Here is a 23,756-nt window from a genome sequence, read left to right on the forward strand (position 1 = left end):
GCGTCGCCTACCGTCGGGCGCCATGGAACTCGTGTTCACCAACCTGCATCTGGCCGGTGCGTTGCCCACCGAGCCGCCGCGCTACCCGTTCGCCGAACGGGTGGCAGCGGTGGCCGCCGCCGGGGCCACCGGGATCGCCACGACCGCGGCCGAGCTGGACGGGCTGATCGCCGACCGGTCACCGGCCGCCGTGCGGGACCTGCTGGACGGTCACGGCGTGCGGCTGATGGAACTGGAGGCGATGTTCGGCTGGTTCGCCGGTGACCGGGAACCGGAGGAATCGCTGTTCCGGCACGCGGAGACGTTCGGCGTACCCCGGATCAAGACGGCGGTGCTGCTCATCCCGCCGGCCGAACTCCCGCCCGCGGACGTCCTGGCGGAACGGTTCGCCGGGTTGTGCGACCGGGCCGCCGCACACGGCACGGTGATCGCCCTCGAGCCGGTCGTGGTGCTGCCCGGTTTCGACCACGTGGCCGCCCACGACCTGATCCGCGCGGTCGACCGCCCCGGCGTGGGCCTCATTTTCGACGCCTGGCACGTGTTCCGGGACCCGGCCGCGCTGCCGGTGGTGAAGGCGGTCGCGGCCCGGCACGTCGCGGGCCTCGAGCTGACCGACGGGCGGGCGACGCCGCGGGCGGATCTGCTCGACGACTGCCTCAACGACCGGCTGCTGCCGGGCGAGGGCGACTTCGACCTCGCCGGTCTGGTGACCGCGTTGCGGGCGACCGGCGCCGAGGTGCCGGTCTCCGTCGAGGTGCTGTCCGAGTCGCTGCGCCGGCTCGCGCCGCGGGAGAACGCGAAGCGCACGGTGGCGGCGACCGCGGCGCTGTTCGAGCGGGTGGGTTAGCGGCTCGCCGGGGTCAGGCCGGCCGGTGTCTGCGTACGTCGCTCAGCCGGTCGGCGAGGAAGCGGCGTTCGACCTCGTTGTCGGTGAGGGCGATGGCCTCTTCGTACGCCTCGGCGGCGGCCGCCCACCGGTGCAGCCGCCGGAGGAAGTCGGCCCGGGCGGCGCTGAGGTAGCCGTAGGTCGCCAGCGACGGGTCGGACAGCAGCGGCTCCAGGGCGTCCAGGCCGGCCTGCGGGCCGTCGCGCATGCCGACCGCGACGGCCCGGTTGAGGGCCACCACCGCCGAGGCGGGCCACAGCCGCACCAGGACGTCGTACAGCCCGACGATCTCGGCCCAGTCGGTGGCCGCCCAGCTCGGCGCCTCGGCGTGCACCGCGGCGATAGCCGCCTGCACGGCGAACCGGGTCGGCGGGTGGCGGCGCAGCGCCTCGGTGAGCAGAGCGACGCCCTCGGCGATCAGTGCCCGGTCCCAGCGGGTGCGGTCCTGCTCGGAGAGGAGCAGCAGCCGCCCGGTCGCCGACGTGCGGGTGGCGGCGCGGGCGTCGACGAGCACCAGCAGCGCCAGCAGGGCGGTGGCGCCGGCGTCGTTCGGCATCAGCAGGTGCAGCGTCCGGGCCAGGCCCACGGCGCTGTCGGCCAGGTCCCGCCGCAGCAGGTGCGCGCCGGCCGGCGCGGTGTGCCCGGTGGTGTAGATCAGGTGCACCACCTGCAGTACCGCGTCGACCCGTTCGCCCCACTGCTCCGGCGCGGGCACCTGATACGGGATGCGGGCCGCGGAGATCTTCTTCTTGGCCCGGGTGATCCGGGCGGCCATGGTCGCCTCCGGCACCAGGAACGCGCGGGCCACCTCGGCCGTGGAGAGCCCGCACACCAGCCGCAGCGTGAGGGCGATCTGCGCCTCCGGCGACAGCGCCGGATGGCAGCAGGTGAAGATCAGCCGCAACCGGTCGTCCTCGACCAGGGCGTCCTCCGGCCCAGGCACAGACTCCTCGGGTACGAGCAACGGCAGCGACCGCCGGAACACCGACTCGCGGCGCAGCACGTCGAGCGCCCGGTTCCGGGCCACGTTGGTGAGCCAGGCACCCGGCCGGTCCGGGATGCCGCTCACCGGCCAGGTCTGCAGCGCCCGCGCGTACGCGTCCTGGGTGCACTCCTCGGCCAGGCCCAGGTCCCGGGTCAGGTGGGCGGTGGTGGCCAGCACCTGGGCCCAGCTGCGGCGGTGCGCCTGCGCGACCGCCGCGGCCACCTCGTCGGTCATCCGTGGTCCACCACCGGGCGGATCTCCACGCCGCTGTGCCCGGCCCGCACCTCCGGCAGCTGCGACGCCAGCTTGATCACCTCGTCCAGGTCCCGGGCCTCGAGCAGGTAGAACCCGCCCAGCGCCTCCTTGGTCTCCAGGAACGGCCCGTCCGTGGTGATCAGTGCTCCGGCCGCGTCGGAGCGCAGCGTGGTGGCGGTCGGCGCGAGTTCCAGTTCCTCTCCGCCGAGTACCCGCTCGCCGGCCTCGGCGGCGAACGCGGCGTGCGCGGCGGAATGGGCGGTGGCCTGCTCCGCGGACATCGCCTCCCACTGCTCGGCGTCGCCGTAGATGAGCAGCATGTACTTCGCCATGTGACAGGTCCCATCACCTCGGGCCCCGGGCGGGGCCTTCTATCAGTACGACGAGTGACGCCCGGCGCAGATCGACATCCGCCCGGCTCAGGTGCCGATCCAGCGGTGGTAGGCGTCCAGGTCGACGTTGCTGCCGCAGATGACGGTGGCCACGTGGCGGCCGGCGAAGCGGTCCCGGTTCTCCAGGACGGCCGCGACGCCGAGCGCCGCGGAGGGTTCGACGACCAGGCCGGCGTGTTCCAGGAGCAGCCGCATGCCCGCGACGATCGACGCCTCGGTGACCAGTACGGCGTCGTCGGCCACGGTGAGCAGGTCGTCCAGGACCGCGGGGATGGGGAATCGGCCGGCGACGCCGTCGGCGATGGTGTCGGTGGATGCGGTGGTGACGATCCGGCGTTCGTGCCAGGACCGGGTCATCGCCGGTGCGCCGGCCGGTTGCACGCAGATCACCTCGACGTCCGGTGCCAGCAACTTCAGGGCGTGGCCCACGCCGGTGGCCAGGGCGCCGCCACCCAGGGCGATCAGTACGGCGTCGAAGGCGGGCGTCCCGTTCGCCAGTTCCAGGCCGATGGTCGCCGCGCCCTCGCAGGTCTCGAGATCGAGGCTGTCCTCGACCAGCCGGATGCCGCGCTGCCGGGCGATCTGCCCGGCTCGTTCGCGTGCGGCCTCGAAGTCGCCGTCGACCAGCTCCAGCTCGGCGCCCAGCGCACGGATCCGGTCGAGCTTGGTGGCGGGCGCCCGGCGGGACGCCACGACCGTCACGTCGAGTCCGCGGCGGCCGCCGGACCAGGCGAGTGCCTGGCCCAGGTTGCCGGCGCTGGCGCACACCGCCGCGGTGCCGCCCTGGCCGGCCAGCAGACTGGCGACGAGTTCCGTGCCGCGGCCCTTGAAACTGCGCACCGGGTTCGCCGTCTCCAGCTTGACGCTCACGGTGCAGCCCAGCGCGCGTCCCAACGGGTCGCACTCGTACAGCGGGGTGTCGCGGAAGACCGGGTCGATGTCCGGGCGGGCCGCACGGATCCGTCCGAGATCGAGGCGGGTCGTGGGCATGATCAGCAACGTATCGCACGGGTCCGCGGTACACACCGAAAGTGCCTCGCTCGCGAACGCGGGGGAGGCACTCCGGGGATGGGGGACGAGTCGTGCGCGGGGTTACGGCCGGCTCTGCGCGAGCTGACGCTCCGGGGCAGGGGCGCTCCGCTCGCCGCGGCGCTGGGCGATGAGCGCGTCGAGTGACCAGGGGCCGGCGCCGAGCACGGCGATGGTGACGAACGCCCAGGCGTACAGCGCGGAGTTGACGCCGCCGTTCTGGATCGGCATGAGGCCGTCCGGCTGGTGCACGACGAAGTAGGCGTAGGCCATCGAGCCGGAGGCCAGGATGGCGGCGGGCCGGGTGGCCAGGCCGACCAGCACCAGCGCGCCGCAGACCAGTTGGATGACGCCGGCGTACCAGTTGGGCCAGGTGCCGGCCTCGATGGCATTACCGGTGCCGCGGTGTCCGCCGAGCAGGCCGAACACGGCCGCCAGGCCGTGACAGAGGAACAGCAGGCCCACCACGATGCGGAAGAGAGACCAAACCTGGGGCGCGAATCGACTGGACACTTTGGAGCTCCTTCGGCGAGTATGACCCACGAATGCTTGAAGCTTAGAGTGTCTACCGCCGACAAGACAATGATGAGTATCGATGTTTAGGGATACGACTAGGCGGCGGGTGCCCCAGACACCCGCCGCCGAGACTTGCGTCAGTCCTCGTCGCAGCGCTTCCAGTTGAAGTGGTACTTCGTGGAGATGCTGCCGTCGGTGGAGTCCATCCACATGACGCTGGTGGTGTTCTTGACGTCCGAGGTGCCGGCGGCGACCCGCAGCTCGGTGTTGATGTTCAGGTACCGCTGTTCGCCACAGGGGTACCAACTCTGCGAGGCGATCTCGACCTCGTCACTGGTCTGCCAGTTGTCGTCGAACGGGCCGCGGAAGGCGTGGCTTGCGTACGACGTCGGCGACTGGCCCTGGAAGTAGTAGCGGGCCATCTGGGTGGCTGACGCGCCCTTGGCGAGTGAGCCGTACCCGCGGTAGTCGGTCTTGGAGATGGCGTAGGTGAAGCCGCCCGGCACGTGCACGTCGACCGCCAGCTGGCAGTTACGACGGGCCTGGTTGGGGACGGAGCCGACGCCCACCTGGGCGAAGTATTCGCTGTAGGTGACGGTGAAGGCGGTGTTGTCGGGAGCCACGGCCACCGCGGTGGTTCCCGCGGGACAGCCTGAACCGTTGACCGTGATCACATCGATCGTGATTTGCTCGTCCGGCACCGAGGGTCCGGGGTCGATAACGATCGGGGAAACCAGCAGGGACGCGACGAGACTGCCGGCCGCGATCAGATTGAGCATGAGTCCTCCGCTTTCCTTCGACGGCGTCCAGCGACGGCGACGGCGACGGCACCGGCGCGGGACGCGATGGGGCATTCAACGGCGTCGCAGCTGTTCGACACCGTGTCTACGGCGGGCAAACTGCCCGGCACCCACGATTTGGGCCGGCCCCCAGACACCGGGTTCCTGTCAGCAGTGCGTGTTAGCAGCGCTTCCAGGAAAGGTGGTAGATGTTTTCCACCTCACCATGGGCCCGGTCCATCGAGATCCAATTCCGGGACGCTTCGGCGGAGCCGGCGCGTACCCGCAAATCGGCGTTGATATTGAAGTTGGTCTGCTCTGCGCACGGCGAGTAGACGGCGACCTCGGCGGCGTCGGAGTTGGTCCACCGGCCGCTGTACGGGCCGCTCAGGGAGTAGTTCGTCTCGGCGGTCGCCGACTGACCGGTGAAGTAGTAGTACGCGCTCTGCGTCGCCGAGGCGCCCGAGTAGAGCCTGGCGTGGCCGCGGTAGTCGACCTGCGCGATCGCGTAGGAGAAGCCCTGCGGAATGGAGACGAGCAGGTTGAGCTGGCAGTTCTTGCGGAATTCGGTGGCGCCGGCATGCGCGCCGTCCTCGGCGACGAAGTCGCTGTACAGCACCGAGAACGACGTGCCGTCCGGGGACGTGCGCACTCGGGTGGAGCCGGCGGGACAGCCGGAACCATTGACGGTGACCACGGAGAACGTGATGCCCTCCGGGGTCGGTGCTTCGGGTGCGGCCGGGGCGGCGGGTGCCACCAGAAGCGATGCCGCCATGCCAGCAGCGGCGAGCAGATTGAACACGATGGTTCCTCCCAATTCATGCGGCAGGAATCGACCGCCGACAAGCGGTCGGGACAGGTGTGGTCCGCTCGCGGTCGACGGTGACATAGCGCGAGCTAAGGGCGTTTGTATGTACCGAAGACAGCTGCGCTCACGACGCGCCGTTTGACTTCCGCGCCGGTGCGGCAATAAGGTCGATTCGGCAATGGTCGCTTGTTCGGCGATCGGGTCGATATGCGTTGCCGTCGTGTGGCGTCTGCATCGGTCGGTGGCGAATCCCCCACCGGCTGTAGTGAGCATGCACCACTGTGTTCATTCACACAAGCCAATGTCTGAGCCGCAATCTGTACTGACTCCTGTCTATTTCTATTCCTGCTGCTCAGACCCCCCGGACGGCCGTGGGAGCGCTCCCGGTTTCGGCCGTTCGGCCGAGTCCCATACCAGCCGACCGGCCTGCCCGTGCCGGTACATGGAGGAGGGCGCGGTGTCGCACGGTGACCGTGCGGGCGCCTACCGGGGGCGGGATCTCCACCACTGGGCGCCACCGTGCACGGTGGCCCCGAGCAGCGCGCCGATCACCGCACCGGCGGTGTTGTTGCGGATGTCGGTGATCGAGCCGGCCCGGCCGATGATGCTGTACTGGCAGGTCTCGATGGCGACCGTGAGCACCAGTCCGATCAGCGCGGCCGGGACGGTGCGCCGCCACACCAGCCGGGCCAGGAAGCCGACCGGCACGTACAGCAGGATGTTCGCGACCTGCTCGGCGTCGGACGGCGCCGCGGTCAGCAGCGACAGCACCAGCCGGGGATGGCCGATCTGTTCCAGGTAGTGCGGCGGCACCGGGACCGGGTCGCTCGGCGTCAGCGTCAGCGCCACCACGATGCCGACCCAGAGGAGGAAGAGGGCGGCCACGAGCGGCCGGCTGCCGGTCCGGCCGGCGATCCACCGGGCCGCGGGCCAGGCCACCACCAGCGTGATGGCGAGGACCGTGAGGGGAGCCGGCCCGGTGACGAACCCCCACAAATCCTCGGTGGTCAGCACTCCGTCATTCTCGCAGCCGCAGTGCGGCCGGCCCGGACCGGGGCGCCCGGGATGAAAGAGGCGTACGGTAATGGGTTATGTCGCCGCAGGGGTTCGGCGGGTCGCATTCACCCGAGCGTGGGCGCGGCGCGGCGGGTACCGGAGAATTTCTTTGGGTTGACTGTCGAAAACCGGCCCGGCCCGTTCGAGGTCTGGGTGAGGGGCCGGTCAGCGCGCCCCACCATCGGATGACACAGAGGAGTCGACATGCGGGTCATGGTCATGATCAAGGGTCACGGCGCGGACGAAGACAAGATCGCCCCCACCCAGGAGATGCTGGCCCAGATGGGCGCGTACAACGAGGAGCTGGTGAAGGCCGGCATCATGCTCGCCGGCGAAGGGCTCAAGCCCAGCGCGGCCGGCGCCAAGGTGGTCTTCGAGGGCGGCACCACCTCGGTGGTGGACGGGCCGTTCACCGAGTCGAAGGAGATCATCGCCGGATACTGGATCTGGCAGGTCGCATCGCTGGAAGAGGCCGTCGAGTGGGCCAAGCGCTGCCCGAACGACCCCAAGTACGGCGTGACCGCGACGCTGGAGATCCGGCCGCTGTTCGAGATGGAGGACTTCGGCGCCGAACTGACCCCGGAACTCCGGGAGCGGGAGGAGAAGCTCGCCGCCGAGATCAAGGCACAGCACGGCGAGGGCTGAGGGACCGCGGCGATGGACACCCGGCGGACGATCGAGGCGGTCTGGCGCATGGAGTCCGCGCGCCTGACCGCCTCGCTCGCCCGGCTCACCCGCGACCTCGGGTTCGCCGAGGAGGTGGCGCAGGACGTGTTCGTGCTGGCGCTGGAGCAGTGGCCGGTGGACGGCATCCCGGCCAACCCGGCCGGCTGGCTGTACACCACCGCCCGGTACAAGGCGATCGACCGGATCCGGCGGGAACGGTCCCGGGACGAGAAGTACGCGCTGCTCGCCGAAGACCCGCTCGGCTCGGGCGTCCTGCCGGAGCCCGAGCCGGGCACGATCGGCGACGACGTGCTGCCGCTGATCTTCATGACCTGCCATCCGGTGCTGCCCCGCGAGTCCCGCGTGGCGCTCACCCTGCGGCTGCTCGGCGGCCTGAGCACCGACGAGATCGCCCGAGCGTTCCTGGCGCCGTCGCCGACCATCGGGCAGCGCATCTCCCGGGCCAAACGCACCCTCGCCGAGGCGCGGGTGCCGTTCGAGACGCCCGGCGCGGACGAGCTGCCGTCCCGGCTCTCCACCGTGCTCGAGGTGATCTACCTGGTCTTCACCGAGGGGTACGCGGCCACGTCCGGCGACTCCTGGGTGCGGCGGGACCTGGCCGAGGAGGCGATGCGGCTGGGCCGGGTGCTCGCCGGGCACCTGCCGGGTGAGCCGGAAGCGCACGGGCTGGTCGCGCTGATGGAACTGCAGGCGTCCCGGTTCCGGGCCCGTACCGGACCGTCCGGGGAGGACGTGCTGCTGCCCGACCAGGACCGGTCGCGCTGGGACCGGACGCTCGTCGCGCACGGGCTTGCGGCCTTCGACCGGGCGGTCGCGCTGCGCCGGCCGCTCGGCCCGTACACGGTGCAGGCGGCGATCGCGGCCTGCCATTCGCGGGCCCGGACGTTCGCGGACACCGACTGGGAGGCGATCGTCGCGTTGTACGACGCGCTCGCCCAACTCGCGCCGTCGCCGGTGGTGCTGTTGAACCGGGCGGTCGCGGTGCTGCACGCCGACGGGCCGCAGGCGGCGCTCGACGCGCTGGCGCCGGTGCGCGCCGACCCGCGGATGGCCCGGCACCACCTGCTCGGCGCGGTCCTCGGCGACCTGCTGACCCGGCTCGGCCGGCACGCCGAGGCCGCCGCCGAGCTGGAACGGGCGGCGGAACTGGCGCCGACCCGCCGGGAACGGGCCCTGCTGCTGGAACGCGCGGCCGCGGCGGAGGCCGAACGCTGACCGGTCGTGCGCCGAGCGCGGTCCTGGGTCACGGCCGCCGCCCGGCCCGGTGGGGATACCTGCGCCACACCAGCCAGTAGTCGCACCCGATGCCGCGCAGCGCCAGCACCGTGGCGGCCACGAAGATGCGCTGGGCCCGGCTCCCCTCGCCATGGTCGAGGCCACCATGATCACGGCGATGGTGGCCCAGCAGTTCGACCTGCGGCCGGACCCGTCCGCCGGCCCGGTCACCGAGCGCAGCGCGTTCTCCGTCTTCCCGGACAACCTGCGGGTCACCCTGACCCTGACCCGGCGGCCCGCCGGCACGGCACGCCGGCCGCTCCGGGTGGACCGGCACGGCACGCCGGCCTGACCGGTCCGATGATCGCCGGTGCGCGCCCGGTTTGCCGGTCCCCGGTGAGGTGCTCGCGGTCGGACCTGCCTGCTGGTAATAGTGGCTGGATGAGCCGAGAACGTGCGCGGCGAGCCGCGGACGAGCCGGAACCACCGGGTCCCACGCCGGACGAGCGGGCGAGACAGCTCGACACACGGGAGCAGGACCTCGAACGGCGCGAGCGTCAATGGGACATCCTGGCATCGCGCCGGGAACGCGACGTCGCCCGCCGGGAGGGCGCCGCCGACGAACGTGACCGCGCGGCCGATCTTCGGGACCGGGCCGCCGACCGCCGCGAGCGGCTCGCCGACGTGCGGGAGGTGACCGCCCTGGAGCGCTTCCTGCGCAGCAGTGCCGGCACCTACCTCCCGGAGCGGGACCGGGTAAAGCAGCCACGGCCACGCCCGGACCCGGGGTCCTGAACGGGACGGCGGCGGACCGGCCGGGTGGGCGGCGCGCCGTCGCCCGGCCCCTGCGGTGCCGGGACATCGACCCCGGTTCCCCCGCGCGATGGCGCATCGACACGATCGCCGCGCACCGGAACGGGTATGACTGGGTGATGAGACTCGGTCCCGGTGAACCGGCCGCTGGCCCCTGGCGGGTGGAACGGCTCGACCTCGTCGCCCGGACACTGGTCACCGCGGCGGGCAGCCCGCCGTCGCGACCGCGGGTGATCGCCGTCGACGGCCGCGGCGGAAGTGGCAAGTCGACGCTGGCCGCCCGGCTGCAGCAACGGATCGCCGGCGCCGCGGTGGTGCACACCGACGACGTGGCGTGGTGGCATTCCCGCTTCGGCTGGGACGACCTGATGATCGAGGGCATCCTGCGGCCGCTGCACGCCGGACAGGAGGTGCACTATCAGCCACCGGCCTGGGCGGCGCGCGGGCGGACCGGCCACATCGACGTACCGGGGACCGCGTCGACGGTGATCGTGGAGGGTGTCGGCGCGTCCCGTCGTGAGGTGGCGCACCTGATCGACGTCGCGGTGTGGGTGCAGTCGGACTTCGCCGAGGCCGAACGGCGGGGCGTGCGACGGGACGTCGAGCGCGACGGACTGGACGTGGCCGTCGCGGAGCGGGAATGGCAGGAGTGGGCGGCCGAGGAGGTGCCGTTCCTGCTCGCCGACCAGCCCTGGGAACGCGCCGACCTCGTCGTGGCCGGCACCCCGCCGCTGCCGCACGACCCGGAGACCGAGCTTGTGATCATGGCGTAACCGGTGGTCAGCGGCATCGACCCCGGACCGGTCCATTCGATAGGGTGACGCCTCGACTTCGAGCGAAGGGTCCAATGTGGCGGAACAGGTGCCGACCGGCGAGTACGATCCGGTTTCCCGGGTGGACGACACCCGGCCGCACTCGGCGCGGATCTGGAACTTCTGGCTCGGCGGCAAGGACAACTTCGCCGTCGACCGGCAGGTCGGTGAGCAGGTCAGCCAGATCCTCCCGAGCATCGTCGAGCAGGCCCGGGCCGACCGGGCGTTCCTCGGCCGTGCGGTCACCCACCTGGCCGGTGATCTCGGCGTCCGGCAGTTCCTGGACATCGGCACCGGGCTGCCCACCGCGGCGAACACGCACGAGGTGGCGCAGCGCATCGAGCCGGCCGCGAAGATCGTGTACGTGGACAACGATCCGCTGGTCCTGGTGCATGCCCGGGCGCTGCTCACCAGCACGCCCGAAGGCACCACCGAGTACCTGGACGCCGACTTGCACGATCCCGGCGTGATCCTGGGCCGGGCCCGCAAGACGCTCGACTTCAGCCGGCCCATCGCGCTGATGCTGGTCGGCGTGCTGCACCACGTCGAGAACACCGAGGAGGCCCGGCAGATCGTGGGCCGGCTCAAGGACAGCCTGCCCGCCGGCAGCTACCTGGTGGTCAACCACGCCACCAACGCGGTGTACGGGCAGGCCAGCGACGACGCCGTGGCGCACTGGAACAAGTTCGGCAAGCCCAGCATCACGTTGCGCCCGGTGGACGAGATCGCCCGCTTCTTCGACGGTTTCGACCTGCTGGAGCCGGGCGTCGTGTCCTGCTCGCAATGGCGTCCCGGCACCGCCGACCCGGACAGCGTCGAGGTGGACGAGTTCGCCGGCGTGGCCCGCAAGCCCTGAGCGCCTTCGCGCTCCTGGGCCGCCGTCGGTAAGGAGCGATGTCACTCTCCGCAGTGACATCTGGTGACAGCGTGATCGGCTGCTGGAAGGCTGCCCGTCATGACACAGCGACGTTGGCTCATCACCGGTTGTTCCAGTGGCCTGGGACGCGCCCTGGCCGAACAGTTGGCGATCGATGGCGAGCAGGTACTGGTGACGGCCCGCGACGTCACGGCACTCGACGGCATCGCCGACCTCGGCCCGGGCGTGGTGACCGCACCGCTCGACGTGACCGACGACGCTCAGTGCGCGACCGCCGTGGAGCTGGCCACGGAGCGTTTCGGTGGCCTGGACGTGCTGGTCAACAACGCCGGTTACGGTCAGTTCGGCGTCGTCGAGGAGGTCACCGACGCCGAGGTGGCGGCGCAGTTCGACACCAACGTGTACGGGCCGTGGCGGCTGCTGCGCCACGTACTCCCGCACTGGCGCGCCCAGGGTGGCGGGCACGCGATCTTCTCCTCCTCGGTGTCCGGGGTGGTCGCCTTCCCCGGCCTGTCCGCCTACACGGCCAGCAAGTTCGCGCTGGACGGGCTCGCCGAGGCGCTGGCCGCGGAGGCCGGCTCGTTCGGCGTCAAGGTGACGATCCTGCAGCTGGGCGGATTCGCCACCTCGTACGGCGACAAGGTGCACCTCCCGGAGCGGCCGATCGACGCCTACCGACCGGTGTCCGGCGGGATGCTCGGCGCACTGCGCGGCATGGTGGACAGCGACCAGGTCAGCCCGCCCGCGCTGTTCGCCGACGCGGTCCGGCACGTGGCGGGCCTGCCGGAGCCGCCGCTGCGACTGCCGGTCGGCCCGAGCGCGTTCGCGCTCCTGGAGCCGGCGCTGGTGGCCCGGCAGGCCGATTTCGAGGCGGCGCGGGGTCCGGCACTGCCGGGACGGCACGCCGCCGCCGACGTCCAGCCCGCGCGGGCCCGGTAATCGGGTGGGCCGCCGGGGCCCGGCCGGGGGACCATGGCGGCATGAAGGTCCATGACTCGATCGACGGCCGCCTGCGCGAGTTCATCGTCAGCCAGCCGGTGTTCTTCGTGGCCACCGCGCCGAGCGGCGCGGAGGGCCACGTCAACGTCTCGCCGAAGGGGATGACCGGCACCTTCGCGGTGCTCGATCCGCTCCGGGTGGCGTACCTGGACTATCACGGCAGCGGTGCCGAGACGGCGGCGCACCTGCGGGACAACGGGCGGATCACGCTGATGTTCTGCGCCTTCGACGGCAAGCCGAACATCGTCCGGCTGCACGGCACCGGCCGGGTGCTGCCGGCCACCGACCCGGAGTACGCCGAACTGCTCACCCACTTCTCCGCTCCGCCCGACACGCACGGGGTCCGCGCGATCGTGGACGTGGCGGTGCACCGGGTCAGCGACTCCTGCGGGTACTCCGTTCCGCTGATGAGTTACCAGGGCGACCGGGACGTGCTGCTGAAGTGGAGCGCCCGGCGTACCGACGCGGACCTGGCCGACTACCGCAGGGTGAAGAACACCGCGAGCATCGACGGGCTCCCGGCCTACGACCCGGGCAGTGCGAACGAGTAGAACGTGGTGCTCGCGGCGCCCAGGCGCTGGTAGCCGTTGCCCCAGTACAGCCGGCCGTCGACGATCGCCGGTCCGGCGTTCGAGGCGCCCGCGCCCTGGTGCTCCCAGAGCAGTTCGCCGGTGGCCGCGTCGAAGGCGTACATGTAGCCGTTGAGGGCGCCGTAGTAGACCACGCCGCCGGCCGTGGTGGCCGGGCCCACCGCCAGGCCGCCGTGCGGTTCGGCGACCTGCCAGACGATCCGGCCGGTCTGCACGTCCAGCGCACCGAACGAGCTGTGGTCGATCGTCTCGCCGCCGGGCAGTTGGTACGGCACCCGGTCGTAGTCGGTCTCGGCGAAGTAGATGCGCCGGCCGTCGGTGGCGGTGCCCCACTCGATGCCGCCGAGGACGGAACCCGGGCCGACCGACGCGCTCCAGATGACCTCGCCGGTGGCCGCGTCCAGCATCCAGAACTCGCCGCTCTTCTGCCCGGCGCCCACCGCACGGCGGGGCCGTCCGTCCGGGCCGCGGAGGGTGTACAGATGGGTGCCGTCGCTGGTGTCGTGGTCCGGTCCCGGGTTCGGGCAGTTGTTGGGCGGGAAGCCCGGAAGGCACGCCAGGTTCCACTCGTCGAACCGGGCCGGGCCGCTGGTCCACCTGATCTTCCCGGTGTCCAGGTCGAACGCGACGATCGAGTCCTTGGCGTTCCACTCCGGCAGGCACTCGCGCGGCGTGCCGCCGTTGGTCTGGCATTCCCGCGCGCTCTCCGGCACCGAGTAGTTCTGCCCGGTGCCGACGAAGACGCTGCGGCTGTGCGGGTCGATGGTCGGCGTGCTGCCCCAGACCGAGGCGCCACTGAAGATGTCGCCCCCGGCGCCCTGGTCCGGCAGCGTGTGTGTCTTCCACCGGATCTCCCCGGTCGCCGCGTCCGCCGCCACCAGGCTGCCGCGGAACGTGCAGCAGTCGTACGCCGGGTCGCCGGCCAGCAGGAACTCCAGCGACGACACGCCCTGGTAGACGATGCCCCGGTGCACCACCGGCGACGAGGTGAGGATCGCCATCGGGTGCGGGTCCATCGGGGTACGCCACCGCAGGTCACCGGTTTCGGTGTCGACGGCCAGCAGGACGCCGCCGGTCTGCGTGCCGAGGTAGACGGTGTCGCCGGCCACCGCCGGGCTGGTGCGGGAGAATGTGCCCTCGACGCCCGCCAGTTCGCTCACCGAGCGGGACCAGAGCACCTCGCCGGTGTCCGCGTCGACCTTGGTGAACGCGCCGCCCCAGTCGGGGAAGTAGACCGCGCCGTCGACCACGGCCGGTGTCGCCGAGACGTCGCCCTGGGTGGTGACCGTCCAGTCGACCGCGAGCCGGCCGACGGTCGACGGTCGCAGGATGCGTTCGGCCGGGTTGGCGCGGCTGTTGCCGAGGTCGTGCCCGCCCATCGCCCACCGGGCGCGGTGGGCCGGGCCGGCCACCGCCGCCGGCATCGTGGCCAGGACGGTCGCCAACGCGAACACGGAGGCGAGCAGCGCCCGCGGAACAACCTTCATGCCGACCTCCCCGGTGCCGGTCCGAGGACGTCATCCTATATCGAGATGTGTCAATGAAAGATGAACTCTTACGCCTGAATTTCCGGCTCGAATATGTCGAAATGCCCACGTCGCCCGGTGCCCGGTCGGAAGGATCTGCCCGGTAACGGAAACCGCAGTGCGACCGGGGGCGACCATGAAACTACGCGTGACCAGCACCGGAATGCTGGCCGTGGCGCTGGTCGGCGTGATCGCCGCGGTGCCCGGTTCGACCGCCGCGGCCCCGGCCGGCCCGGCCGCCCCGGCGCCCAGCGCCACCACGACGGTGACGGTGGCGGCGTCCGCCGACACGTTCGTCGCGGCCGACGCGCCGACCCGCAACCACGGCACCGCCGACCACCTCACCGTCGACCGGACCCCGGCGAAGATCGCCTACCTCTCGTTCGTGCTCTCCGGCCTGACCGCGCCGGTCACCCGCGCCACCCTGCGGCTGCACACCCGCGACACGGCCAACGCGGCCAGCCCGGCCGGCGGCAAGGTCGCCGCGGTGACCGGCACCGGATGGTCGGAGTCGGCGACGACCTACCGCAACCGCCCGGCCGTCGCGGCGACCGCGCTCGCCACCGTCGGCCCGGTGAGCCGCAACCGCTGGTACGACCTGGACGTCACCGCGGCCGTGGTCCGCGACGGCACGGTCAGCCTCGCGGTGCTGCCCACCCACGACGACAGCACCTACTTCGACAGCCGGGACCTCCCCGGACTGGCCCCCCGGCTCGTCGTCACCACGACCGCGCCGTCCACCACCGTCGACCCGGTGCTGCTGGCGGCCGGCGACATCGCCGACTGCGCCTCGGCCGGCGACGAGGCCACCGCCGCGCTGCTGGACACGCTCGACGGCACCATCGCCGCGATCGGCGACACCGCCTATCTGGAGGGCACCGCCGAGCAGTTCGCCCGGTGCTACGCGCCCAGCTGGGGCCGGCACCGGTCGCGGACCCGCCCGGCGGTCGGCAACCACGAGTACCGCACCCCCGGCGCCGCACCGTACTTCGCCTACTTCGGCGCGGCGGCCGGCGAGCCCGGCAAGGGTTACTACTCCTACGACCTGGGCCAGTGGCACGTGGTGGTGCTGAACTCCAACTGCACGATCGTGTCCTGCGCGGCCGGTTCGGCCCAGGAACGGTGGCTGCGCGCCGACCTGGCCGCCGACACCAGCTCCTGCACGCTGGCGTACTGGCACCACCCGCTGTTCACCTCGGCCACCAACCACAGCGGCGCGACCGCGACCCGCCCGCTGTACCAGGCGCTCTACGACGACCGGGCGGACCTGGTGCTCACCGGCCACAACCACAACTACGAGCGGTTCGCGCCACTGGACCCGCAGGGCCGGCTGGACACCGGACGGGGCATGCGGCAGTTCGTGGTGGGGATGGGCGGCGCGTCCCACTACCCGTTCGGCGCCGTCCACCCGCACAGCGAGGCCCGCAACGCCACCGCCTACGGGATCCTGCGGCTGACCCTGCGCTCCGGCGGGTACGACTGGCTGTTCGTCCCGGAAGCGGGCCAGAGTTACACCGACGCCGGCTCCGCGGCCTGCCGGTCGTGACCGCCGGCTGATCAGCTGCGGGCGCGCACCACGCCCACGAGAAGATCGACGAGCAGGAAACCGATCAGCGGTACGCCGAACAGCGGTACCGCCCAGCCGATCGCGAACACCAGCGGCACCCCGACCACGATCATCCACCCGGGCAGCCGCTGCCACGCACCGGGCGCCGGCGGGGCACCGAACGCGGCCCGCCGGTCGGTGCGGGTGGGCCGCCGCTGCCACCACATCCGGTACCCCCAGACGATGACGCAGATCAGCCCGACCGCGAGAGCCGCCAGCAGGATCTGGTTGACCACGCCGAACAGCACGCCCATGTGCGCCTGCACGCCGAGCTTGCTGAGCTGGGACAGCAACGGCCAGTCGGCGAAGTCGCTGCGCGCCACCACGGTGTCCGTGGCCGGGTCGACGGCCACCCGGTCGAGCCGCACCGGCCAGGTGTGGTCCACGCCCGCCACGGTCCAGGCCGCACCGGCGGTCTCCGGCACGGTCAGCTCCACCGGACCGGTGAGCCCGTGGTCGCGGGCCACCCGCCAGACGCCGTCGGCGGCCGCCGGGTCCGCCGCGGCCGCCGCGTCCGCCGGGCCACCGCCACCGTGGTGCGCCTCGGCGGACACCGAGGTCGACAGCTCCGGGCTGTGCGCGTCCCACGCGTCCAGCACGTCGGTGAAGTTGCCGCCGGCGTACCGCGACCAGGTCAGCCCGGTGGCGGACAGAATGAGCAGGCCGAGCGCCAGCCACAGGCCGGTGGAGGCGTGGAAGCTGCGGGTCCGGCGTACCCCCTTCTTCGCGGACAGCTCCGGGGCGAGCAGCCGGCGGCCGCGGGCGCGGCGCCACCACAGCGCGATCCCACCCAGCGCGAGCACCCACAGCCAGCTGGCGGCGAACTCGGAGTAGTGCCGGCCCACCACGCCCAGGTGCAGGTTACGGTGCAGATCGTCGAGCCAGGTCACCGCCGGGGTCGAGCCGAACCAGGTGGTGAGCGTGCCCCGGACGGAGCCACGGTACGGATCCACGTACACGGTGTGCTGCTTCTCGCCCAGCTCCGGCAGGTCGAACACCACCCGGGTGGTGGCGTCGCCCTGCCCCGGCTGGACCGCCGACAGGGTGCCCTCGGGGTGGGCGGCCCGCGCCGCGGCGATCTGCTCGGCGAGCGGCAGCGCGGTGCGGCCGTCGGCCGCGACGGTGAGCTGATCGCCGTAGCGGATCGCGTCGACCTGCGGCGCGACCGTGTACAGCAGGCCGGTGACCGCGGCGATCAGCAGGAACGGCGCGACCAGCACGCCGGCGTAGAAGTGCAGGCGCAGCAGCAGCGCGCCGAGCGACGACGGTCTTCTGGCCGGCGGGGCGGGGGCGGCCGGGGCGGCTTCGGTGACGGACATCGGGGATCCTCTGCGTTCGGGGCGCGGGGGCGTTCGTCACATCAGTCGATCCAGCGGCCGGACAAGTTCCCGGCAATCGGCAAGGCGAAGGTGCAGCCGAAGGTGCAAGCGCGCCCGATCGGGTTGCCAGGACGTGCGGGCACTTGCCACGCTCGGAGCGACGTACGTCCGCACGCCCGAGCCGGAGGCCCGCCAGCAGTGACCGCGCCCGCCCGTGTCCGCTCGGACGAGCCGCAGGCCGCCGAGCCGGTCCGGGTCGCGCCCACGCGGGAAACCGCGGCGCCGTCCGCCCCGACCGTGGCGCCGTCCGGCAACACTGCCGTGCAACGCCTCGCCGCCGGCGACGGGCCACCGGCCGCCGCCCCCGGTGCGCTGTCCGCCGGCGGGTCGGCGGCGCTGCACCGGTGGCATGCCGGGCGGTCCCCGGTGCAGGCCAAGTGGACGGTCAGCCGGCCCGGTGACCCGCTGGAGCGCGAGGCGGACGCGGTCGCCGCCCGGTTCTCGTCCGGGTCCGTCCCGGAGGCGCCCGGCACCGCCCCGGCGGCGTCCGTGTCGCGCGCCGCACGGCAGCCGGCGGCCGGCGGCGCGGTCCCGCCCGGCGACCCCGCGGGTGCCGCGGCGCCGCCGTCGGTGGAGGCCGCGATCCGCAACCCCGGCCCGGGTACGCCGATCCCGGAGCACGTGCGGGCGCCGCTGGAGAGTTACCTCGGGGTGAGCCTCGCCGAGGTGCCGGTGCACACGTCGGAGACGGCGCGCGCCGCGGCCGCGGACATCGGCGCCCGGGCGTTCACCGCCGGCGGGCACATCTTCCTCGGACCGGGGGAGTCGGCCGGGGATCTGCCGCTGATGGCGCACGAGGCGACACACGTGGTCCAGCAGCAGGCGGTGCAGATCTACCGGGAGACGCTGTTCCGGGCCACCGACGACTTCATCCCCGACTTCATCCTCGACGCGGTCCGCGAGTACGCCCACGACGTGCCCGGCTATCCGATGCTCACGGTCGCCGTCGGCTACGACCCGATCAGCGACCGGGACGTGCCGCGTACCCCGGAGAACCTGGTCCGCGGCGCGCTGAGCATCGTGCCGTTCGGCAACCAGATCGCCGACCGGCTGCTCGAGCTGGGGGTGCTGCACGAGGCGTACCGGATCGTCGACGGCGGCCTCACCGCGCACAACCTGACGCTGGCCCGCCTGCAGCGGGAGATCGACCAGGCCTGGGACGAGCTGTCCGTCACCGAGGGCATCGGCGGCAACCTGGCGATCATCACCCGGCACGTGGACGCGGTCTACCAGGACGCGCTCGCGTTCGTCCGGTCCATCATCGACGCGGTCGTGCAGCTGATCCGGGAGGCGGCGGTCGACCTGGCCGAGACCTTCCTGGTCGGCACTCCGGTGTGGAGCCTGGCGAAGAAGGTGCTGCATCACGACCCGCTGCGCGGCACGCCGGTCGAGGCCAGCACGGTCGAGATCCTCACCGACTTCCTGACGCTGATCGGTCAGGAGCAGCGGCTGGCGCAGATGCAGGAACGCGGGACGCTGCAGAAGACCGCCGACTGGCTGGACCAGCAGGTGCCGCGGTTCCTGTCGCTGCTCTCCGAACTCGGCGCGCTGTTCGCGGCCGGCTGGGCGGCGATCCAGCCGCAGAACCTGGCCAACCTGCCGGCCAACCTGCAGGCCCTGGCGCGCGACGCGGTCGGGCTGGTGCAACGGGTCGGCGCGTTCGCCACCGACGTCATCGCCACGGTGCTGCGCCTGGTCAAGGACGCGCTGCTCGGCTGGCTCAGCGAGCACGCCCACCACCTGCACGGGTTCCGGCTGCTGACCGTGGTGCTCGGGCGCAACCCGTTCACCGGCGAGTCGGTGCCGCGTACCGCGGAGAACCTGATCGGCGGCTTCATCGCGCTCATGCCGGGCGGCGAGGCGACGTACGCCCAGCTCGCCGAGTCCGGCGTGATCGCGCAGGCCGGCGCGCAGATCGAGGGCGCGATCGGCCGGCTCGGCATCTCCTGGGACCTGATCGTCAACACGTTCCGCGGGGTCTGGGACAGCCTCACCCTCGACGACCTGCTCGCGCCGGTGGCCGCGTTCGAACGCATCCTGGCCCGCTTCGGCGAACCGCTGGGCCGGATCGTGCAGTTCGTCGGCGAGGTCGTCAAGGTCGTCATCACGCTGATCCTGCAGCTGATGAACTTCCCGTCCGACCTGGTCGGCAGCATCCTCGGCAACGCGATGTCGGCCATCGACGACATCACCGCCGACCCGGTCGGCTTCCTGGTCAACATGATGCAGGCGCTCAAGTCCGGGCTGTCCGCGTTCTTCGACAAGATCCTGAGCTACCTGCTGCAGGGCCTGACCGACTGGCTGTTCCGCGGCCTCGGCGGGCTCGGCATCCAGCGCCCCGCCGACCTGTCGCTCGAATCGATCCTGGGCATGGTCCTGCAGGTCCTCGGCATCACCGCGGAAACCCTGTGGCAGAAGCTGGGCGAGCAGATCGGCGCCGAGAACGTGGCCCGGGTCCGCGGCGCGGTGGACACCCTCACCGGCGCCTGGGGCTTCGTCAAGGACGTCCAGGAACGCGGCCTCGTGGCCATCTGGGAACACGTCTCCGACCAGCTCGGCAACCTGTGGGACACGCTGATCGGGATGGCCCGCGACTGGATCGTCACGGAGATCGTGGAGAAGGTCACCGCCCGGCTGCTCTCGATGCTCGACCCGACCGGCGTGATGGCCGTGGTGAACAGCTTCGTGGCGTTCTTCAACGCGATCCAGTCCGCCATCGAGTACCTCCGCGACATCCTGCAGATCGTCGACCGGTACGTCTCCACCCTCGCCGCGGTCGCCAAGGGCAACATTCAGCCCGGCGCGCAGATGCTCGAACAGGGACTCGCCCAGGCGGTGCCGGTGGCCATCGGGTTCCTGGCCAACCAGGTCGGCATCGGCAACGTCCCGGAGAAGGTCGTGGAGATCATCGGCGGTCTCCGGCAACTCGTCGACCAGGCCCTGGACTGGCTGTTCGAGCAGGCGATGCGGCTCGGCCAGGCCGCGCTGACGGCACTCCGCGGCGGCGCCGGTGCCACCGGCCCGAACGCGCCGCCGGCCGCCGGCGTCCAGCAGGACCCGAACGCGCACCCGGTGCCCGGCGGCCCCCTCACGCCCGCCGAACTGGAGCTGCACATGGCGCTGGTGCGCGCTGCCGTGGGCCGCCTGCAGCAGCCCACGCCCGGTCCGTACCGGCAGGTCCGGGCGCGCAAGGAACAGGACGCCCGGACCCTGGAGACCGAGGCGCAGCCGCAGCTGCGGCCGGGAATCCGGCTGTCCGTGCTGTTTCCCGAGCAGACCGGCCGCACGGTCACCCCGCAGATCCACTTTCAGGTGCGGGTGGCGCCGAACACCACCGAGGCCGACGGCGACATCCCCCTCGGCGGATCCGGTGCCGTGCCGCCGGAGGTGGAGCCGCCGCAGAACTTCTACCACGGCAGCGACAAGGGCACCGCGGAGACGTTGGTCCGCGGCGTGCGGGTGGACGCCCGGGGCGGCGGCGAGTTCGGCGCCGGCTTCTACACGTTCGCCGCGCAGGCGCCCGCCGAGCGGGCGGCCGAGCAGTACACCCGGGCCCGCGGCGGCTTCACCGAGTGGGGCGTGGTGGAGTTCAGCATCCCGATCGCCGCGCTGCAGGCCGCCGGCCTGCTGGAGTCCATCCTCGGCCTGTCCGGCAGCGAGTACGTGCTGGTGTTCCCGGACCGGCGCACGTCGGTCGACGTCCGATACCCTGACGACATCGCGCCCGACGTGACACGCTCGATGAGCTGGGAAGAGTTCCGCGACGAGAACCGCAGGCTCGGGGGACACGTGAGCTGGCCCTATGACCTCATCATCGGCCCGTTGAGCGGCACCATCCAGGGCCACCGCAACGTCAACCAGTTCAGCTTCAACGACCAGGGCCTGACCGCGCTCAACGACCGCCGGGTCCGCCGGGCGCTGGTCGCCGAAGGCAGCGTGTGATGAGCGACGACCTCGACCTCCGGGCACCGACCGGCGACCTGCTGCGTGCGCTGGCGGCCAGCGGCACCGGTGGCATCGCCGCCGCACTGCAGGAACTGCGGACCCGGCCCGACCTGCCGGACGCCGCCCGGGAACTCCTCGACGGCGGCACCCGCGACGAGAAGACGATGGCGCTGATCGCGCTGCGCGGCACCACCGGCCCGGAGATCCTGCCGGTCGCCCGCGCCGGGCTGCGCGACCCCGACCCGCGCGTCCGGGCGCTCGCCGTGCAGGTGCTGGGTGCGCTGGGCGACGAGGCCGCCGGCGATCTCGCGACCGCGCTGGGCGACCCCGACCCGCAGGTGGTGATCCGGGCCGTCGACGCGCTGCCCGACGCGGAGGCCGTACCGGATCTGTTGCGCCGTCTGATCGTCGCACCGGAGGAGGCGCAGCGGACGGCCGCGGTCGAGCTGATCGGCCGGCACCGGGTCGGCGCGCTGCGGATCGACCTGCTGGCCCGGCTGGGCGACCCGTCTACCCGGGTGCGGGCCCGGGCCGCGACCGCGCTGCAGGCGCTGGGCGTCGCGGCGACCGACGATCTGGCCGGAATGCTGGCCGACCCGGACCCGGAGGTCCGCGAAGGTGCGCTGGGCGCGCTGGTGGAACGGCCGGACACGCACACCGTGGAGGCGGTGGTGCAGCTGCTCACCGACCCGTCGTCCCGGGTGCGGAAGCTCGCGCTGCAGACCCTGGAACGGTGGAACGTGCGCCGGTGCGGCGCCGTGGCCCGCCTGCTGGACGACCCGGAACCGGCGGTACGCGAGGCCGCGGTCCGCACCCTGGCCACACTGGGCTGCGTGGACGAGGCCGGCCGCCTGCGCGCCATCGCCCGCGACGACGGCGACGACCGGCTCCGCGCCCACGCCGTCCGGGCCCTGATCGACCTGGGACCGGCCGAACTCGCCCCGGTGCTGCCCGGCCTGCTGCGCGACCCCAGCCCGCTGGTCCGGGCGCTGGCCGCGCGCAGCGTCCCGGCCTCGGCCGGCGCCGACCTGGCCGCCCGCCTGGCCGAGCTGCTGGCCGGCGATCCCGAACCGCACGTGCGCAGCGCGGCCGCCACGAGCCTCGCGCAGGCCGGCGGGGCGGCGGCGGAGCCGCTCGCCGCGGCCCTGCGCACCGACCCCGACCCGGGCGTCCGGCTCGCCGCGGTGCGCGGACTCGCCGCCCTCCCGGACCAGGCCCCGGCCGGTTCTGCTGGGTTGGACGGTGCCGATCCGAGGGTCTCGGCCGGCCTCGCCGCGTTGGACGATGCCGATCCGCGGGTCCGGCTGGCCGCCGTCACCTGGCTCGGCACCGGGGACGCACCGCAGGTCACCGAACGCCTGCTCCGGCTCGCCGCCGAGGAGGCCGACGAGGAGGTGCGCGCCGCCCTGTTGCCGGCGCTGGCAGCGGCTGACGACGCCATCGCGGCCAGGCTGCGCGCGGCGGAACCGGCCCGGCCGCTCTTCGACCCCGGCGGCGACGACCTGACGTTCACCACCTGGCTGCGCGACCTCGACTGGTATCCGGTCTCCGCGGGCCTCACCTTCTACAACACCGGCACGCTGCGGGTCTTCACCCCGGACGACGGCCGGACATACCGGTACGAGGTCTCCGACGGCGTGCTGGTCGTGCACGACGGCGATGACGTGTTGCTCCGGAGCGCGTTCACGGTGAGCCGCGAGAGCGGGCGGTACCGGCTGGCCCTCACCGACGGCGGACCCCCGGTGGACCCGTCGACCGGCCCGATCCAGTTCATCTGCCCGATCCGGTGACCGCGATCCGGGCGCGGCCGATCCGAGCGACGCCCGGCCCGTCCACCGAGACTGGTGCCGGGCTGTCCGCCGGCTGTCCAGTGAGGACGGTGTCGGGCCGTTCCGCGAGTTGGTCGGGTTTGCGGATGGTGCCAGGGCGCTTCGTGGCGGTCAGCGCGGTGCCGGTCGGGCTGGCCGTTGCCGTCTACTGAGGACGGCGTTCGGCCGTCCGCGTGCCGGTCGGATTTCGTTGTCCGTCTACTGAGGGCGATGTCCGGCCGTCCGTGAGCCGGTCGGGTTCCGTTGTCCGTCTTCTGAGGGCGATGTCCGGCGTCCGTGAGCCGGTCGGGTTCTGCGGACGGTGGTCGCTGTCTGTTGCTCGTCTACCGAGGACGGTGTCGGGCCGCCCTCGGGGCAGCGCGGCCTGGAAGACGGACGCCGTGCAGCGGGTCGGGTTCCGGATACGTCGGCTCGTTGCCTGGACGATTGCGGCGCAGGCGCGAAGGCCACCTTTCGGTCAACGCCGACGGGGGCGGGGGCGAACCGGCGGCGCGTCCTGTCCGGTGTGCGGCTTTCGAGGGGTAGATCTTGGAGGCCAGGGCAGACCTTGGCGCGAAAACGCCCCTCCAGGGGCCGTCCGCCTCCAAGATCCGGCCCAGGCTCCAAGATCCGGCCCAGGCTCCAAGATCTGTCAAGTGCGATGTCAAGCGGTGACTGCGTCGGGTCCGAGGAATGGGGTGGACCTGCGCATCGTGGCCGGCGGCGTCTGCCCGCACCGCAGCCACGTGGGCTCTGAGCGCCATGCGGCATCCCTGAGCTTGTGGACTGAGGA

General features: G+C 72.4%; 21 protein-coding genes. 12 read left to right on the forward strand and 9 right to left on the reverse strand.

The features are described from left to right. The first annotated feature begins 22 nt into the window (after positions 1-22). On the forward strand, positions 23-847 hold the full coding sequence (locus LDL48_RS10510) for a sugar phosphate isomerase/epimerase family protein (protein ID WP_225254859.1): 825 nt from the start codon (positions 23-25) through the stop codon (positions 845-847). 13 nt (positions 848-860) lie between these two features. Here LDL48_RS10510 and LDL48_RS10515 read toward each other — a convergent pair whose 3' ends face one another. From LDL48_RS10515 to LDL48_RS10545, 7 genes are all read right to left on the reverse strand, one after another. After that, positions 861-2,105, reverse strand: a complete 1,245-nt coding sequence (locus LDL48_RS10515; RefSeq protein WP_225254860.1) for an RNA polymerase sigma factor — start codon at positions 2,103-2,105, stop codon at positions 861-863. Beyond that, complete coding sequence (locus LDL48_RS10520; protein WP_225254861.1) at positions 2,102-2,458, reverse strand: YciI family protein; 357 nt, start codon at positions 2,456-2,458, stop codon at positions 2,102-2,104. Before LDL48_RS10520 ends, LDL48_RS10515 begins: the two co-directional genes overlap by 4 nt. An 87-nt stretch (positions 2,459-2,545) precedes the next feature. Next, positions 2,546-3,508, reverse strand: coding sequence for a threonine ammonia-lyase (locus LDL48_RS10525; protein WP_225254862.1), 963 nt, complete (start codon positions 3,506-3,508; stop codon positions 2,546-2,548). Positions 3,509-3,610: 102 nt separating this feature from the next. Continuing rightward, positions 3,611-4,060 (reverse strand): DoxX family protein, encoded by a 450-nt coding sequence (locus tag LDL48_RS10530; RefSeq protein ID WP_225254863.1) that lies wholly within the window; start codon positions 4,058-4,060, stop codon positions 3,611-3,613. A 140-nt stretch (positions 4,061-4,200) separates the two neighbouring features. Next, positions 4,201-4,842 (reverse strand): DUF4360 domain-containing protein, encoded by a 642-nt coding sequence (locus LDL48_RS10535; RefSeq protein WP_225254864.1) that lies wholly within the window; start codon positions 4,840-4,842, stop codon positions 4,201-4,203. A 181-nt stretch (positions 4,843-5,023) separates the two neighbouring features. Beyond that, a complete protein-coding gene (locus LDL48_RS10540; protein WP_225254865.1) occupies positions 5,024-5,731 on the reverse strand; it encodes a DUF4360 domain-containing protein in 708 nt (235 codons plus the stop codon). Between the two features lie 402 nt (positions 5,732-6,133). Further along, on the reverse strand, positions 6,134-6,664 hold the full coding sequence (locus LDL48_RS10545) for a VanZ family protein (protein WP_225254866.1): 531 nt from the start codon (positions 6,662-6,664) through the stop codon (positions 6,134-6,136). A gap of 246 nt (positions 6,665-6,910) precedes the next feature. On the opposite strand from LDL48_RS10545, the gene LDL48_RS10550 reads away from it, so the two are divergent. From LDL48_RS10550 to LDL48_RS10585, 8 genes are all read left to right on the forward strand, one after another. Further along, positions 6,911-7,351 carry a YciI family protein gene (locus LDL48_RS10550; RefSeq protein WP_225254867.1) on the forward strand — a complete coding sequence of 147 codons (441 nt, stop codon included), beginning with the start codon at positions 6,911-6,913 and terminating at the stop codon, positions 7,349-7,351. 12 nt (positions 7,352-7,363) lie between these two features. Then, entirely contained in the window at positions 7,364-8,608 is a 1,245-nt protein-coding gene (locus LDL48_RS10555) for an RNA polymerase sigma factor (RefSeq protein ID WP_225254868.1), read from the forward strand. Positions 8,609-8,774: 166 nt separating this feature from the next. Further along, positions 8,775-8,960, forward strand: a complete 186-nt coding sequence (locus LDL48_RS10560) for a hypothetical protein (RefSeq protein ID WP_225254869.1) — start codon at positions 8,775-8,777, stop codon at positions 8,958-8,960. An 89-nt stretch (positions 8,961-9,049) separates the two neighbouring features. Next, the gene (locus tag LDL48_RS10565; RefSeq protein WP_225254870.1) at positions 9,050-9,403 is read left to right on the forward strand and encodes a hypothetical protein; all 354 of its coding nucleotides are present in this window, start codon (positions 9,050-9,052) and stop codon (positions 9,401-9,403) included. A gap of 137 nt (positions 9,404-9,540) precedes the next feature. Beyond that, a complete protein-coding gene (locus LDL48_RS10570; RefSeq protein ID WP_225254871.1) occupies positions 9,541-10,194 on the forward strand; it encodes a uridine kinase family protein in 654 nt (217 codons plus the stop codon). Between the two features lie 76 nt (positions 10,195-10,270). Continuing rightward, the gene (locus tag LDL48_RS10575) at positions 10,271-11,089 is read left to right on the forward strand and encodes an SAM-dependent methyltransferase (protein WP_225254872.1); all 819 of its coding nucleotides are present in this window, start codon (positions 10,271-10,273) and stop codon (positions 11,087-11,089) included. Between the two features lie 99 nt (positions 11,090-11,188). Further along, positions 11,189-12,049: an SDR family oxidoreductase gene (locus tag LDL48_RS10580; RefSeq protein ID WP_225254873.1), complete on the forward strand. Its 861-nt coding sequence runs from the start codon at positions 11,189-11,191 to the stop codon at positions 12,047-12,049. 41 nt (positions 12,050-12,090) lie between these two features. Further along, positions 12,091-12,660 (forward strand): pyridoxamine 5'-phosphate oxidase family protein, encoded by a 570-nt coding sequence (locus LDL48_RS10585; RefSeq protein ID WP_225254874.1) that lies wholly within the window; start codon positions 12,091-12,093, stop codon positions 12,658-12,660. Here the strand turns inward: LDL48_RS10585 and LDL48_RS10590 are convergent. Continuing rightward, on the reverse strand, positions 12,633-14,186 hold the full coding sequence (locus tag LDL48_RS10590; RefSeq protein WP_225254875.1) for an outer membrane protein assembly factor BamB family protein: 1,554 nt from the start codon (positions 14,184-14,186) through the stop codon (positions 12,633-12,635). The two genes, LDL48_RS10585 and LDL48_RS10590, sit on opposite strands and share 28 nt — an antisense overlap. A gap of 187 nt (positions 14,187-14,373) precedes the next feature. On the opposite strand from LDL48_RS10590, the gene LDL48_RS10595 reads away from it, so the two are divergent. Then, entirely contained in the window at positions 14,374-15,771 is a 1,398-nt protein-coding gene (locus LDL48_RS10595) for a CBM96 family carbohydrate-binding protein (RefSeq protein ID WP_225254876.1), read from the forward strand. Between the two features lie 11 nt (positions 15,772-15,782). Here the strand turns inward: LDL48_RS10595 and LDL48_RS10600 are convergent, their stop codons facing one another. After that, positions 15,783-17,150 (reverse strand): PepSY-associated TM helix domain-containing protein, encoded by a 1,368-nt coding sequence (locus LDL48_RS10600; protein WP_225254877.1) that lies wholly within the window; start codon positions 17,148-17,150, stop codon positions 15,783-15,785. Positions 17,151-17,348: 198 nt separating this feature from the next. Here LDL48_RS10600 and LDL48_RS10605 point away from each other — a divergent pair, with 198 nt between their 5' ends. Both LDL48_RS10605 and LDL48_RS10610 read left to right on the forward strand, forming a co-directional pair. Continuing rightward, positions 17,349-21,152 carry an eCIS core domain-containing protein gene (locus tag LDL48_RS10605; protein WP_225254878.1) on the forward strand — a complete coding sequence of 1,268 codons (3,804 nt, stop codon included), beginning with the start codon at positions 17,349-17,351 and terminating at the stop codon, positions 21,150-21,152. After that, on the forward strand, positions 21,152-22,945 hold the full coding sequence (locus LDL48_RS10610; protein ID WP_225254879.1) for a HEAT repeat domain-containing protein: 1,794 nt from the start codon (positions 21,152-21,154) through the stop codon (positions 22,943-22,945). Before LDL48_RS10605 ends, LDL48_RS10610 begins: the two co-directional genes overlap by 1 nt. Positions 22,946-23,756 lie beyond the last annotated feature (811 nt).

The organism is Jidongwangia harbinensis (assembly GCF_020216025.1).
GTDB classification, from domain to species: Bacteria; Actinomycetota; Actinomycetes; order Mycobacteriales; family Micromonosporaceae; genus Actinoplanes; species Actinoplanes harbinensis.